Origin of the sequence: Acidovorax sp. sif0632 (assembly GCF_019218805.1) — a bacterium.
In the GTDB taxonomy this organism is placed as follows: Bacteria; Pseudomonadota; Gammaproteobacteria; order Burkholderiales; family Burkholderiaceae_C; genus Acidovorax; species Acidovorax facilis.
This window is the reverse complement of the sequence record NZ_JAHUWW010000006.1, coordinates 221,875-235,553: the sequence shown is the minus strand read 5'-3', so window position 1 is coordinate 235,553 and position 13,679 is coordinate 221,875. Positions and strand designations below refer to the sequence as shown.

Annotated in this window: 13 protein-coding genes; 7 read left to right on the top strand and 6 right to left on the bottom strand. The window is 67.1% G+C overall.

The window, feature by feature from the left end:
• The first annotated feature begins 179 nt into the window (after window positions 1–179).
• On the top strand, window positions 180–1,106 hold the full coding sequence (locus tag KW832_RS19150) for a LysR family transcriptional regulator (RefSeq protein ID WP_218301053.1): 927 nt from the start codon (window positions 180–182) through the stop codon (window positions 1,104–1,106).
• Here the strand turns inward: KW832_RS19150 and KW832_RS19145 are convergent.
• A complete protein-coding gene (locus KW832_RS19145) occupies window positions 1,090–1,851 on the bottom strand; it encodes a DeoR/GlpR family DNA-binding transcription regulator (protein WP_010458367.1) in 762 nt (253 codons plus the stop codon). The genes KW832_RS19150 and KW832_RS19145 overlap by 17 nt on opposite strands.
• Before the next feature lie 95 nt (window positions 1,852–1,946).
• On the opposite strand from KW832_RS19145, the gene KW832_RS19140 reads away from it, so the two are divergent.
• The 5 genes from KW832_RS19140 (at window position 1,947) to KW832_RS19120 (ending at window position 5,329) form a co-directional block, all read left to right on the top strand.
• Complete coding sequence (locus KW832_RS19140; protein WP_010458366.1) at window positions 1,947–2,357, top strand: hypothetical protein; 411 nt, start codon at window positions 1,947–1,949, stop codon at window positions 2,355–2,357.
• On the top strand, window positions 2,354–2,980 hold the full coding sequence (locus KW832_RS19135; RefSeq protein WP_218301054.1) for an NUDIX domain-containing protein: 627 nt from the start codon (window positions 2,354–2,356) through the stop codon (window positions 2,978–2,980). Before KW832_RS19140 ends, KW832_RS19135 begins: the two co-directional genes overlap by 4 nt.
• Before the next feature lie 94 nt (window positions 2,981–3,074).
• Complete coding sequence (locus KW832_RS19130; protein ID WP_218301055.1) at window positions 3,075–4,034, top strand: class I SAM-dependent methyltransferase; 960 nt, start codon at window positions 3,075–3,077, stop codon at window positions 4,032–4,034.
• A gap of 172 nt (window positions 4,035–4,206) precedes the next feature.
• Window positions 4,207–4,728 carry an exosortase H gene (gene xrtH / locus KW832_RS19125; protein ID WP_121506455.1) on the top strand — a complete coding sequence of 174 codons (522 nt, stop codon included), beginning with the start codon at window positions 4,207–4,209 and terminating at the stop codon, window positions 4,726–4,728.
• On the top strand, window positions 4,718–5,329 hold the full coding sequence (locus tag KW832_RS19120) for an exosortase H-associated membrane protein (protein WP_055394618.1): 612 nt from the start codon (window positions 4,718–4,720) through the stop codon (window positions 5,327–5,329). The genes xrtH and KW832_RS19120 overlap by 11 nt, the downstream gene beginning before the upstream one ends.
• Before the next feature lie 55 nt (window positions 5,330–5,384).
• Here the strand turns inward: KW832_RS19120 and KW832_RS19115 are convergent, their stop codons facing one another.
• On the bottom strand, window positions 5,385–5,870 hold the full coding sequence (locus KW832_RS19115; protein WP_176885934.1) for an EVE domain-containing protein: 486 nt from the start codon (window positions 5,868–5,870) through the stop codon (window positions 5,385–5,387).
• A 373-nt stretch (window positions 5,871–6,243) separates the two neighbouring features.
• Between KW832_RS19115 and KW832_RS19110 the strand changes: the two genes are divergently transcribed.
• The gene (locus tag KW832_RS19110) at window positions 6,244–7,959 is read left to right on the top strand and encodes a DUF3592 domain-containing protein (RefSeq protein ID WP_255577840.1); all 1,716 of its coding nucleotides are present in this window, start codon (window positions 6,244–6,246) and stop codon (window positions 7,957–7,959) included.
• Between the two features lie 10 nt (window positions 7,960–7,969).
• Here KW832_RS19110 and alkB read toward each other — a convergent pair whose 3' ends face one another.
• From alkB to KW832_RS19090, 4 genes are all read right to left on the bottom strand, one after another.
• Window positions 7,970–8,623, bottom strand: coding sequence for a DNA oxidative demethylase AlkB (alkB, locus tag KW832_RS19105; protein ID WP_218301057.1), 654 nt, complete (start codon window positions 8,621–8,623; stop codon window positions 7,970–7,972).
• An 84-nt stretch (window positions 8,624–8,707) separates the two neighbouring features.
• On the bottom strand, window positions 8,708–9,463 hold the full coding sequence (locus KW832_RS19100) for a 2OG-Fe(II) oxygenase (RefSeq protein WP_255577839.1): 756 nt from the start codon (window positions 9,461–9,463) through the stop codon (window positions 8,708–8,710).
• Window positions 9,460–10,593: a bifunctional DNA-binding transcriptional regulator/O6-methylguanine-DNA methyltransferase Ada gene (ada, locus tag KW832_RS19095; RefSeq protein ID WP_218301200.1), complete on the bottom strand. Its 1,134-nt coding sequence runs from the start codon at window positions 10,591–10,593 to the stop codon at window positions 9,460–9,462. The genes KW832_RS19100 and ada overlap by 4 nt, the downstream gene beginning before the upstream one ends.
• Before the next feature lie 246 nt (window positions 10,594–10,839).
• The gene (locus KW832_RS19090; RefSeq protein ID WP_218301058.1) at window positions 10,840–13,665 is read right to left on the bottom strand and encodes a DEAD/DEAH box helicase; all 2,826 of its coding nucleotides are present in this window, start codon (window positions 13,663–13,665) and stop codon (window positions 10,840–10,842) included.
• Between the last annotated feature and the right edge of the window lie 14 nt (window positions 13,666–13,679).

Here is a 13,679-nt window from a genome sequence, read left to right as displayed (position 1 = left end):
GGGTATGGTGGGTGGGGTGGGGTAGAAACTGCCAGACCATGCGAAGACAACGAACGCAGTGCACATGGGGCAGTGGCAATATGAAAGGATGCGGCGATAGTGCCTTGTAGGCACGGCAGGCACAATTGGCATTGCCGCAACCATGCGTTCGTCAAAGACGAACGTGAGAGGGGCCTCCATTGACCTATGACCTGATCGATCTGCGCCTTTTTGTCGCCATTGCCGAAGAGCGCAACCTCACGCGCGGCGCCGCGCGTGCCTACCTTGCGCCGTCGTCGGCCAGCCACCGGCTGCGCCGGCTGGAGGAGGCGCTGAACACCTCCCTGTTCGAGCGCCAGACCCGGGGCGTGGCGCTGACCCGGGCGGGCGAGGCCCTGCTGCGCAATGCGCGCCAGGTCCTGGCCAGCGTCGAGCAGATGCATGCCAACCTCTCGCCCTTTGCCAGTGGCATCCGGGGCCATGTGAGCCTGTGGGCCAATACCCATGCCACGCACACCTTTCTGCCTGACGACCTGGCGGGTTTCCTGAAGCAGCACCCGCAGGTGAGCGTGAGCCTGGAGGAGCGCACCAGCGCAGAGATCGTGGTCGCAGTGGCCAGCGGCGAGATCGAGGTGGGTGTGCTGGCCGACAGTGGCACGGGTGCGGGTGTGGAGTTGTCCCCCTACCGGCAGGACCGCCTGGTGCTCATCGTCCCGGCGGGCCATGCGCTGGCCGGGCGGGCGAAGGTGGGATTTGCGGAGGTACTCGACCACGCCTTTGTCATGCTGCACGCGGGCTCGGCCATCCATACCTTCACGATGAATGCCGCCGCCGCACTGGGCAGGCACTTGGACGTGCGCATCCAGGTGCGCAGCTTCGAGGCGGTATGCCGCATGGTGGGGGCGGGCGTGGGGATTGGCATGGTGCCACGCGGTGCGGCCTTGCAGGTGGCCGGCCTGAGCGAGCCGCCCGTGGTGGTGGAGATGGACGAACCCTGGGCACAGCGCGACTTGCAGGTCTGCGTGCGCAAGGGGGCCGAGCGCTCGGGCTTTGCCCAGACGTTGGTCGACTATTTGCGCGCAAGCGGCAGCAAGCACCGGCAGGCGGCCATCACGGCCGGGCGCTGACGACCTTGGCCCCCGCCGCCCGCAGGCTGGCGACAACCTTGCCCGGTGTGGCCGCTGGCACGACCAGCGTCGCCAGCTCCTTGAGCGCCGCAATGCCGAAAGGGGAGGCGGCTCCGAGCTTGTCGATGGAGGCCAGCACCACGGTTTCTGCGGCGCGCGCATGCAGCGTGCGCTTGACGGCGGCCTCCTCGAAATCGCCGGTGGTCAAGCCAGCGTCGGCATGCACACCCGTCACGCCCATCAGGTACAGGTCTGCGCGCAGCCTCATGGCGGCTTCGGTCACGCTGGCGCCCACGTTCACCATCGAGTGGCGGAACAGGCGGCCGCCCAGCATCAGCACCTCCACCTGCAGGTGGTCCGCCAGCGCCACGGCCACGCTGGGGCTGTGGGTGACCACGGTGGCGCGCAGGTCCAGCGGAAGGTGCTGCACCACCTGCAGCGATGTGGTGCCGCCATCGATGATCACCACCTGCCCAGGCTGCACCAGCGCGGCCCCGGCGCGGCCCAGCTCACGCTTTTCGTCGGTGGCAAGTTGCGCGCGCACTTGCAGGCTGCCCACGGCGGCAGAAGCGGGCAGGGCACCGCCATGCACCCGTTGCAACCGCCCTTCGGCCGCCAGTTCACGCAGGTCGCGCCGCACAGTGTCTTCGGAGATGCCCAGCTCTTCGCTGAGCGCACGGGCCACGATCTGGCCGTCCTGCTGAAGCCGGTGGAGGATGAGTTGCTTGCGTTGGGTGGTGAGCATATGGGCCCGTATTGTGGTGCGGATGGGTGTCAGTGGTTGCGCGAAACTGCCTGAAAGTGCATGATGCTGCACGATTGCAATTTTTCGGAGAAACCATGTCCATTGCGCCCCCGGCCGACTCTCCTTGGCTCGTTCTGATCGCCGGCCCTTATCTCTCGGGCACCGACGGCGACCCCGCCCGGATCGCCGCCAACCGCGAACGGCTTGAAGCCGCAGCGCTGCCCATCTACGAACGTGGCCATTTGCCGCTGCTGGGAGAGTGGCTGGCCCTGCCCATCATCCATGCGGCGGGCGGGCAAGAGCCTGGCGACGCGGTGTTCCACGCCTACCAATACCCCGTGGCCGAGCGGCTGCTGGCCCGCTGCGACGCCGTGTTGCGGCTGCCCGGCGCATCGCGCGGCGCAGACATGGACGTGGAGCGGGCCCGGGCGCGGGGCCTGCCCGTGGTCCACCATGTGGATGAACTTCCGATGCGGCTGGCCGCTGGCGAAGGGGCTGCCGCATGAGCCGGCCGCCCCCACCTCCCATCGCCGCGCAGGCAGACCATGTGCGGCTGCTGGATGTGCAACTGCTCTCCAACGACTGGTATGTGCTGCGCAAGATCACGTTTGAACTGCGCCGCCGCGACGGCCAGTGGCAGCGCCAGAGCCGCGAGGCCTACGACCGGGGCAACGGCGCCACGCTGCTGCTGTATGACCCGCAGCGCCACACCGTGGTGCTGACGCGCCAGTTCCGCCTGCCTGCGTTCATCAACGGAGGCGCCGACGGCTACCTGATTGAGGCCTGCGCGGGCTTGCTGGATGGCGACGACCCCGAGACCTGCATCCGCCGTGAAGCGGAAGAAGAAACGGGCTACCGCATCCGCCAGCCGCGCAAGGTGTTCGAGGCCTACATGAGCCCAGGCTCGGTCACCGAGAAAGTGCACTTTTTTGTGGCCGAGTACGCGCCGCAGGACCGCATCCGCGAGGGCGGCGGCCTGGCCCAGGAAGGGGAGGATATCGAGGTCATTGAAATGCCCCTCGCCGACGCCATCGCCGGAATCCATGCGGGCACCATCCAGGACGGCAAGACGGTGATGCTGCTGTTGCATGTGGCGCTGATGCTGCAAGGGGGCGCCACAAGCGGGTAACCTCGGCACCCTCGCAACGCACGTTGACCGGCCCCGTGGTGGCCGATGTGCCGAAGCCACTCTGCCGCAGCCCCAACACACGCCTTTGATCCCCATGCAAGCCCTGCTCGACGCCATCGCCCACATGCCTTTGCCCACGGATGCACAGCGCATCTTCCACGGCCGGGGCGGGCGCCACCCCGGTTGTGAGCAATGGACGCTGGACGCCTATCCGCCGGTCTACGTGCTCACCAGCTTCCTGCCTGCGGGCGAGGACACTGAAACCCAGCTTGCGACGGTGGGCGCTGCACTGGCCGCGCGCTGCGAGCAGCTTGCCCCCGGTCAGCCGCTGAACTGGGTGTTCCAGTGCCGCAACGAACAACTGCGCACCCAGGGCCGCACCGAGACACGGTTGATGGCGGGCGCCGTGCCCGAGCCGCATGCGGTGACGGAGCACGGCCTGACATTCAAGGTGCATGTGCTGCGCGGCCAGAACCACGGCCTGTTCCTTGACATGGCCGAAGGCCGCCGCTGGGTGGGCGCCTTTGCCGCTGCACGCAGCACGGACCGCTATGGCCTCAAGGTGCTGAACCTGTTTGCCTACACCTGCGCGTTCTCGGTGGTGGCGCTGCAGGCAGGGGCCAGGCAGGTCGTCAATGTGGACATGAGCCATGGCGCCATTGCAGTGGGCCAGCAGAACCACCAGCTCAACGGCCTCACCACCGGCGCCAGCTTTCTGGCGCATGACATTTTCAGCAGCTGGGGCAAGATCACCCGCAGCGGGCCGTATGGCCTGGTCATCGTGGACCCGCCCAGCTACCAGAAGGGCAGCTTCGTGGCCACCAAGGACTACGCACGGCTGATGCGCCGCCTGCCCGACCTGCTGGCACCCGGGGGCCACGCACTGCTGTGCCTGAACGCGCCCGAGCTGGGCGTGGGCTTCCTGCAAGGGCAGATGCAGGAGCTGGCGCCTGAACTGCACTTTGTCGAACGGGTGGCCAACCCGGCTGTTTTTGCGGATGTGGACCCCGAGCGCGCCCTCAAGGTGCTGGTGTACGCCGCCCCGAACCTTTGAACAGCTTCTCGGGGCCGCTTGCGAGTGCCATTTGGGCTTTGTGGGTTATGGGTAGCTTCTGATATTCTTTGCGGCGCCTGTGTGAACCACAGGCCCACGTTCTCACGGCCTCGCCGCCTGGCGCATTCCTGACGTGTTGGTGCGCGCTTCACCAGGTTCTTCTCATCGACGTATGGTCCGATTTTTCTTGATTTTCATCGCCGTCTTGGCGGTCCTCTTTCGCATCGACATGCTCGATGAGGTGCAACGGGTCGCCATCGAGCCCTGGACCAGCCTGCTCGCCACCGCCAGCGCAGCGCTGATGACCCCGCTGGACTCGGATGTGGCGCACCATGGCCGCATCCTGATGAGCAAGGCCACGGGTTTTGCGGTGTCTATCGAGGCGGGTTGCAATGGCGTGGAGGCGGCCATCATCCTTATCGCCGGCATGATCGCGTTTCCTTCCAGCTGGAAACACAAGCTCGCCGGCATCGCCATTGGCATTGCGGCGGTGCAGGTCGTCAACCTGCTGCGCATCATCAGCCTGTACTACCTGGGCAAGTGGAACATGACCGTGTTCGAGTTTGCCCACCTGTACCTCTGGCAGGCGCTCATCATGCTGGATGTGCTGGTGGTCTGGATGCTCTGGATTCGCTGGATCGCCCGCCAGCAACCTCCCTCACCCCCTCAACCCCCCCTCGCCAATGCAGCTTAGTTCTGTCGGACGTTTCCTGCTGGTTGCCATCGCCAGCCTGCTGTGCCTGATGCCGCTGTGGTACTACCTGTCGCCACAACTGTCCAAGCCCGTGTTCTTCATGGCGGGCGAGGCGGCTTCCACCCTGTTTCACTGGGCACTGAGCTACACCCAGAAAGAGACCACGGCGTTGTTGAACACCACGCTCAAGGTGGTCTCCGTGCAAAACGGCCAGTTCAAGTCGGGCAAGCTGGCGCCTTTGGTGGACTACCGCTTGCTGGGCTACGGCATCGTGATCTTCTGGGCGCTGGTGCTGGCATCGTTTCCCCGTCACTGGGGGCGCAAGCTGCTCATAGGCTCCCTGGCCATGCTGCCGATCCAGGCGCTCAACGTGGCCCTGCAGTGGTGCAACGATGTCTTCAACCGGGCGGGGCCTGAGGTGTTTGTGCAGACGGGACTGCCCGGGTGGGTGGCCGACGTGGTGGCATTTCTGTACCACTTCAACCTGTTCATCTTTACCGCACTGGCCCCGGTGATGCTGTGGCTGTTGCTGGACCGGGAGTTCCTGGCCAAGCTCCACGCCCAGGCGCGCGCCGCCGTGGCCGTTCAGCGGCCGCAGTAAAGCGGGGAGGCCCCAGGGCGGGCAAGGCGGGGGCAAAGCAGGGCAAGCCTGTGGCTCAGCCCAGCATCTCCATGATCGCTGCCCACTCGACGGGCTCCACGGGGGTGATGGACAGGCGGTTGCCGCGCTGCAGCACTCGCATCTGCGCCAGATCCGGGTGCTCCCGCAGCTGCGCCAAACCCACCACCCGTGTCTTGCGCTGCGCCTGCACATCCAGCAGCAGCCAGCGGGGTTTGTCGGCAGGGGATTTGGGGTCGTAGTACGGCGAGGCGGGGTCAAACTGCGTAGGGTCGGTTCGGGTGCCGCTCGCCACGCGCGCAAGGCCGGCAATGCCTGGTTCGGGGCAACTGGAGTGGTAGAACAAAACGCCATCGCCCACCTGCATGTCGTCGCGCATGAAGTTGCGGGCCTGGTAGTTGCGCACGCCCGTCCAGGGCACGGTGGCATTGGGCGCGGCCAGGGCGTCGTCGATGGAGCATTCCTCGGGCTCGGATTTCATGAGCCAGTAGCGCGCGGGGCGGGGTGTGGCAGAGGCAGTCATGGCCGCCATTCTGGCAAAGGTGTGGTGGTGCGCATACAGGACAGGCCGCGCACGTTTTACCACGGTGCTTCTGTTTTTATAGCTAATTGCGCTTGATGGATAAGCGCTAGGTGCCATTTTGGTTTGCATTTCTGCGTCAGTACTGCAGCAGAACGGGCCTTGCAAAACCACATGGGCCCCTAGGAGTTGCAAAACGTACTGGCCCGCCGCCGCAGCAAGCCGCAGAATCAGCGCCGCCCGGATTCCGGAAGAACAAAAGCCCCCGGCAAGGGGGCACGCAGAGGGAGGGTGTATGGCCAACCAGGCACGGCGGCGCACCAAAGGTGCCAACCATCAGGCCGCGGCAAGCAACAAAAGCAGCTCCTGGTTTCTCATGCTGTTTGCGCTGCCGCTTTCCGCCGTGGGCATTGGCATGCTGCTGCTGGGTGTGCTGCCCACTCTGTACGACTGGTCGCGCATGCAGTTCTGGCATGAGGTGCCCGCACGGGTGGTTTCGGCCCAGCTGAACACGCACCGGGGCAGCAAATCAGGCAGCACCTACAGCGTGTCGGTCCACTACCGTTATGAAGTGGCGGGCGTGGCGTATGACGGCCACCGGCCTGCCATCAACACCTTGGCCGACAACATTGGCAGCTTCCATGAGAACCTGGCCTGGCGCTTGGAGAGTGCGCAGCGCAGCGGTACGCCTGTGCCGGTGTGGGTGAACCCGTCGCGCCCGCAGGATTCGGTGGCCGACCGCAGCCTGCGCCTGGGTTTGCTGGGTTTTCAGATGATTTTTGTGGTGCTGTTTGGTGGCGCCGGGGTGGGCATGTTGATCTGGGGGTGGAGCCTTCGGCGCAGCGATGCACACAAGGCGGAGCGCTTGCAGACCCATGGCGACGAGCCTTGGCTGGCCAACAAGGCATGGGCCGACAACCGCATCCGCTCCAGCAAGCGCTGGGAGGTGTGGTTCGCCTGGGGCTTTGCCGTGGTGTGGGGTGCCATTGCCTACCCCGCGGCGTTGTCTGCCATTCCCCGCGCCTGGCGCAACGAGAACCACATCGTGCTGTGCGTGCTGGTGCTGATGGTTGCCGTGGGGCTGGGCCTGCTGGTGTGGGCCGTGCGCGCCACGCTGGATGCGCGGTGCTATGGCGAGGTGCGGCTGGTGATGGACCCGTTTCCTGGAGCCATCGGCGGGCATGTGGGCGCCACCGTGGACTTGCCCGGTGTGCCGTACCGGCCTGATCTGCGATTTGCCGTGACGCTGCGCTGTGCCTACCACTACCAGACGCGCACGGGAGGCGGCGACAACAGCAGCGAATCGCGTGAGCAGATCGTGTGGGAGGGCGAGGGTGCCGCACAGGTGCAACCCCAGGGACGGGGCAGCCGCGTGGCGTTCCGCCTGAGCGTGCCCAAGGGCCTGCCCGAGTCTGAACAAGCCGTGGGCACCAACGAGCACCACTGGACGGTGCTGCTGGAAAGCACCGATCCGGCGCTGAAGTTCTCGCGCCGGTTTGAGGTGCCCGTGTATGCCACGGGTGCAGAGTCCACCTGGCTCGCACACGACGCCGCCAAGCACCCGCAGATGCAAGCCCTGCGCGAGGCCGAGCTGGACGCGGTGAGCGACATCGAGCCCGTGGAAGGTGGCGTGCGCCTGTACCAGCCCTACGGCCGCCTGTGGCGGCAGAACCTGCTGTGGCTGGTGATGGGCGGGGGCTTCCTGGGCCTGGGCGTGATGGCGGGCTACATCGGCGCGCCTGTGTTGTTTCCGCTGGCGTTTGGTGGCGTGGGCGGCGCCATGCTGGTGTGGGGCTTCTATGCAGTGTCCAACAGCCTGACCGTGCAGCTGGACCGCCAGGGCCTGCGCACCGAACGCCGTCTGTTGGGCCTGATGCTGGCCTGGCGGCAGGTGCCTGCGCACGACATTGCCCGCCTCTCCATCCAGGAGAGTTACACGCTGCAAAGTGGCAACCAGCGCACCACGTTCTTTCGGGTGCAGGTGAATCTGCGCAACGGCAAGAGCGTGAGCATTGCAGACAGCCTCCAGGGCCGCCCTGTGGCGGAGCAGATGCTGAGCACCTTGGCCAAAGCCACGGGCTATGCCCGGTGAAGGGGTGGGTTCAGCGCGCCTTGCGAAACGTGAGGTTGATGCGGTAGCTGCCCGTCGTCGGGTGATGGGCCTCCGGTAGCGGCAACACCCCATGAAACCGCAGCCGCGCCGGGCCGCCCCACACCACGACATCTCCATGCATCAGCGCAATGCGCCGCGCCTTGTCGGAGCGCTGTGCGCCGCCCCACAGAAACACCGCCGGAATGCCGAGCGACACGGACACGATGGGGTGCGCGTAGTTGCCCTCGTCCCGGTCCTGGTGCAGCGACAGCCGGGTGCCAGGGGCATATCGGTTGATGAGGCAGGCGTCAGGCGCAAAGCCGGGGAAGCCCGCTGCTTGCGCCGCGTCAAATGCCAGCTGGCGCAATAGCGGCGGCATGGCGGGCCAGGGCTGGCCGCTGTCGGGGTCGAGGGGGTCGTAGCGGTAGCCGCTGCGGTCGCTCACCCAGCCGAGTCTTCCGCAGTTGGTCATGGCCACCGACATGCGCAGGCCACCGGGGGTGATGAGGTGCCGGAAGGGGGCTTGTGCCGTCACCTGCTGCACCGCTTGCAGCAGGTCTGCCGCCTTCTCCAGCGCGAAGCCGCGCAGCACCATGGCGCCGGGCTCCAGCACCTCGGGCGGCTGGGCAGGCTGGGGTGGGTCGTCGAAAAGGCTCAGGCTCATAACGGTGGCAATCCATGGCGGCAGTGTGGACCACAGCTGCCGTCATCCCCGGAGGAGAAGGCGCGAAGCGGCACAGGGGGAACATCATCCAGCATCGTGAAAGATCACACCCAGCGTATGCCGCTGCCCGCTGCGCAAGCGGCTAACGCCATGTCGCATCTGCACGCGGTACGGCCCGCGCGTGCCCTGCACGGGGCGGTGGTGCACGGCAAACACCACGGCGTCGCCGCGCAAAAGCGGCACCACCTCGGCCCGCGACTGCATGCGCGGGCGCTGCTCGGTCAGCACGAATTCGCCGCCAATGAAGTCGCGCCCGGGCTCTGACAGCAGCACCGCGACCTGCAGCGGAAACACATGCTCGCCATACAGGTCCTGGTGCAGGCAGTTGTAGTCGCCAGCGCCGTATTGCAGCAGCAGCGGGGTGGGGCGCATCTGGCCAGCGGCATGGCAGCGGGCAATAAAGTCGGCATGCCGCGTGGGGTAGCGCACATCGATGCCCATGGCGGTGTTCCACTGGTTGGCGATGGGCGCCAGGTGGGGGTACAGCGCCTCGCGCAGCCCGGCCACCACACCGGGCAGCGGGTAGCTGAAGTACCGGTATTCGCCCTGGCCAAAGCCGTGGCGCTGCATCACCACGCGGCTGCGGAAGGTGCTCTCATCCGCGTTGCCATACAGGAGGGCCAGCGCGGCACATTCGGTGGCGCTGAGCAGTTGCGGCAGTACCGCGTTGCCTTGCTGGTGCAGGGCCTCCGTGGTTGTTGGCCAGTCGATGGCAACTGTACGCAGCGCCCAGTCGTCGTTCTTCAGACCGGGTTGGTGAGACAGCGGGACAGCGCTCATGCCACCTTCTCCGCCAGCGGTTGTGCGGGCTCTGGCGCTGCTTCGCGCGTCAGCAACGCACGTTTGCGTTCCACGCCCCACCGGTAGCCCGACAACGCGCCATCACTTTTCACTACCCGGTGGCAGGGTATGGCCACCGCCAGCGCATTGGCCGCGCAGGCCTGCGCCACGGCGCGGACTGCGGTGGGGGCGCCTATGCTCTGGGCCACCTCGGCGTAGCTCGCCGTCTGCCCGGCGGGTATGGCCTGCAGTGCCTGCCACACGCGTTGCTGAAACGCCGTGCCACGCACGTCCAGCGGCAGGTTCAGCCCCAGGCCCGGGGCCTCCACAAACGCTACCACCTGTGCCACCAGCGCTTCAAACGCGGTATCCCCGCCGATCAGGTGGGCCTGCGCAAAACGGTCCTGCAGGTCGCGCACCAGGGCGTCGGCGTCGTCGCCCAGCAAGATGGCGCAGATGCCCCGGTCGCTCTGGGCGACCAGAATGGCGCCCAGCGAACACTGGCCAATCGCAAAGCGAATGTCTTGCGCCGCACCCCCCGCGCGGTAGCGGCTGGGCGTCATGCCCAGGACCTGGGCCGATTGTTCGTAAAAGCGGCTGCTGGACTGGTAGCCAGCGCTGTAGATCGCGTCCGTCACCGAGGCCGTGGGTGCGTTGTCGAGCGCATTGCGCAGGCGCTGCGCACGCTGGGCCGCGGCATACGCCTTGGGCGTGAGGCCCGTGGACTGCTTGAAGAGGCGGTGCAGGTGCGACGGGCTCAGGCCCATCTGGGCGGCCAACGCATCCAGCGTGGGCGCTTCACCGGCGGCAGCGCCTTCGATGATGCGGCAGGCCTCGGTGACCAGCGCGGCGTGGTGCGACAACGCCGTGGGCTGCCGGGGCTTGCAGCGCTGGCAGGGGCGAAAGCCTGCGGCTTCTGCATCCGCGCAGCTGTCGTGAAACCGCACATTCTCCGGCCGGGGTGCACGCGCCGCGCAGCTGGGGCGGCAATACACGCCCGTGGTCTGCACCGAATACCAAAAGCTGCCGTCCGCCGCTGCGCTGCGCGCCGCCACCGCCGCCCAGCGCGGGTCGGCCTGGGTGGCTGCGGCCTGTGCGGCTTTTGCAGGCGGTGTGGCGCGGTTCGGCATAGCAACAACGTTGGTGAAAGGGCGGGCCAGGTCGTTGGCGCTGCTGTGAATGGCGTTCAGGTTCATGGTGGATGGCTCACAAAGGGATTGCGATGCCATGCACTCTAGGGATGGGTGGTGTGGGGCGCACTCCGAAGCTTGCTTTTGAATTCTGCGCTATTCGGGGGCCAAGGGTCTCAGGCTCAGATTGCTACTATATTGATAGCTTTTAGCGCTGTTTAGATAAGCGCCAGGGGCAAAAAACACTCAAACTTCCGGTGGCTGCAGCGGCCGGGGCCGCCGTTTGCCCGTGCCACCCCAGCGCAGTGCGTCTTCTCCCGGAATGCCCAGCGGGTTGTTGACAGGCTCACTCAAAGGCGCCAGCAGTGCGTGCAGGTCGGCCTCGCTGAACTTGACCGCGCCTTCAGCATCGTGGCCCAACACGCCCTGGGCCAGCGCGGCCTTGCGGGCCTGCAGCTCCAGCATGCGTTCTTCGATGCTGCCTTCCACCACCAGCTTGTAGACGAATACCGGCTGGTCCTGCCCGATGCGGTGGGCGCGCGCGGTGGCCTGCTCTTCGACGGCGGGGTTCCACCAGGGGTCGAGGTGGATCACGGTGTCGGCGGCGGTGAGGTTCAGGCCCAGACCACCGGCCTTGAGGCTGACGAGCAGGATGGGGGCGCTGGTCCCGTCCTGCGCCTGGAACTGCCGCACCACCGCGCCACGCTGGCGGGGGGGCGTCTGGCCGGTGAGGGTGAGGTAGTGCAGGGCCAGGGTATCGAGCATCTCGGCTGCCAGGCCTAGCATCTCGGTGAACTGCGAGAACACCAGCACGCGGCGGCCTTCATCGACCAGGGCGGGCAGCATGTCGGCCAGCAGTTCGAGCTTGGCGCGCTCCATGGTGTGGGCGGTCTTCGTGGTGCCTTTGACCAATCGGGGGTCGCAGCAGACCTGGCGCAGTTTCAGCAGTGCATCGAGGATGGTGATCTGCGCGCCGTCAAAGCTCTGGCGCTCCAGCGCACGGCGCACCTGCTTGTCGGCCGTGGTACGCACGGCCTCGTACAGCTCGCGCTGTTTGCCTTGTAGCTGCACGCGCTGGATGACTTCGGTGCGTGGCGGTAGTTCGGTGGCCACGTCCTGCTTGCGGCGGCGCAGGATGAAGGGGCGCACGCGCTGGGCCAGCAGCTGCGCGCGCAGGGTTTCGCCGTTCTCCTCGATGGGCTTGCGCCAGCGGGCGTTGAAGCTGCGCACATCGCCCAGAAAGCCGGGCATCAGGAAGTCAAACTGTGCCCACAGCTCGCCCAGATGGTTCTCCAGCGGCGTGCCCGTCAGGCACAGCAGGTGGGGCGCCTGCAGCTTGCGCAGGGCGCGGGCGCTGCGGCTTCCGGCGTTCTTCACCATCTGGGCTTCGTCCAGGATCAGCAGGTGGAATGGCTGTGCGGCCAGCGCGTCCACGTCACGCCAGAGCAGTGGGTAGGTGGTCAGCACCAGGTCGTGGTCGGCGATCTGCAGGTAGCGCTGGCCACGGCTCGCACCGTGTAGCGCCAGCACGCGGAGGTTGGGGGCCATGCGGGCGGCCTCGGCTTGCCAGTTGAAGAGCAGTGAGGTGGGCAGCACCACCAGGGCAGGGCGGGTCAGGCGCCCGGCCTCCTTTTCGGCCAGCACATGGGCCAGCGCCTGCGCGGTTTTACCCAGGCCCATGTCGTCGGCCAATATGCCGCCCAGGCCCTGCGCGCGCAGGTACTGCAGCCAGGCCAGGCCCTCCAGTTGATAGGGGCGCAGCTGCACCTGAAGTCCCTGCGGCGCGGCCACCGGCTGCGGGGTGCCGATGGTGCGCAGGCGCTTGGCGAGCTGGGCCAGGCCCACGTCGCCCTGCAGCTGCCAGTCGTTGTCCCAGCCATTGACCGTACCCACGCGGTGGGCCAGCACCAGCCCGGCGCGCAGGGCTTCGATGCGGCGGGCCTCCCACGCTCCCAGGTGCAGCGGATCGCCATCCTTGCGCTGGTTACGGGTGGGGTCGGTCAGCAGGTCGACCATGGCGCCCACGATGGCCTTGAGCGGCCCGGCGGGCGCGTCGATGCGTTTGCCGCCGGGTGCGCGCAGCGAAATGATGGCGATGTCGTCGATGGCGGCCATCTGCTGCGCGTTGAGCCAACGGGCGTCGCGGCGCAACAGGTCGGCCAGCATGGGGGCCAGGTCCAGCGTTTCGCCGTCGATCTCTAGCCCCAAGCTGAGCAGCCAGGCGCCTTCGCGCTCGGGCAGCTGCAGCTTTTGCACGGGGCGTTCGCGTGCGGCCAGCGGGCCGTCCACCTCCTTGCCCAGCAGTTCGCCCGTGTCGGGGGCGATCAGCAGCTTCCAGCGCAACACGGGCACGCTTTCGTGCGCAAAGCCGGGCTGCACCACCACGCTCCAGCCCTCGGCGCGCAGTTGGGGAATCTGCTCGGCCCAGAAGTCGCCAAAGTGCGCCTCCTGCGCCAGCGTCCACACGGGGCCCAGCGTGGCAGCAGCGGCGCGGTGGCGCCATTGCAGCTTGTTCGCATCGACGGGGATCAGGCCCAGATCCCACACGCGGTCCATGGCGTCGGCCTCGGCGCCCAGGTTGCGCTGCATGCGCACCACCGGGCCGCCGGTGTCGAAGAGGTCTTGCACGGGGCCCGGGCGCGCGTTGAGGATGGAGGTGGGGGCAGGCGTCTGCCAGTGGGCGCCATCATCAGTGCGGTAGGTCCAGTCAATCTGCACCAGCGTCACGCTGTCGCCGCGCGGGCCGAGCTTGCCCTGGGGTTGCAGGCCCAGCAGACCGTCGCCCCGGCCCAGGGTCATGAGGGTGATGCGGGGGCGGAAGTGGCCGGTGGTTATGCCAGGGTTGTGGGCGCTTTCGGAGGCAGGGCGGTCGGGTTGAACAGACTTGTGGGGCGCGTCGTTGCGCAGCAGAGCCATCACGCGCACGGCTTCCGCATCACTCAGGGGCGCCAACGCCTGGAGCTGGGCAGGCCCGGCCTGGGTGCGCAGGGCCTGCACCCAGGCCTGTACCAACGCCGCCCGGTCAGAGCGGGGCGGGATGGGTTCTGTGGGGCGGGCACCGGATGCAGGCATAGGCCGCCGATTGT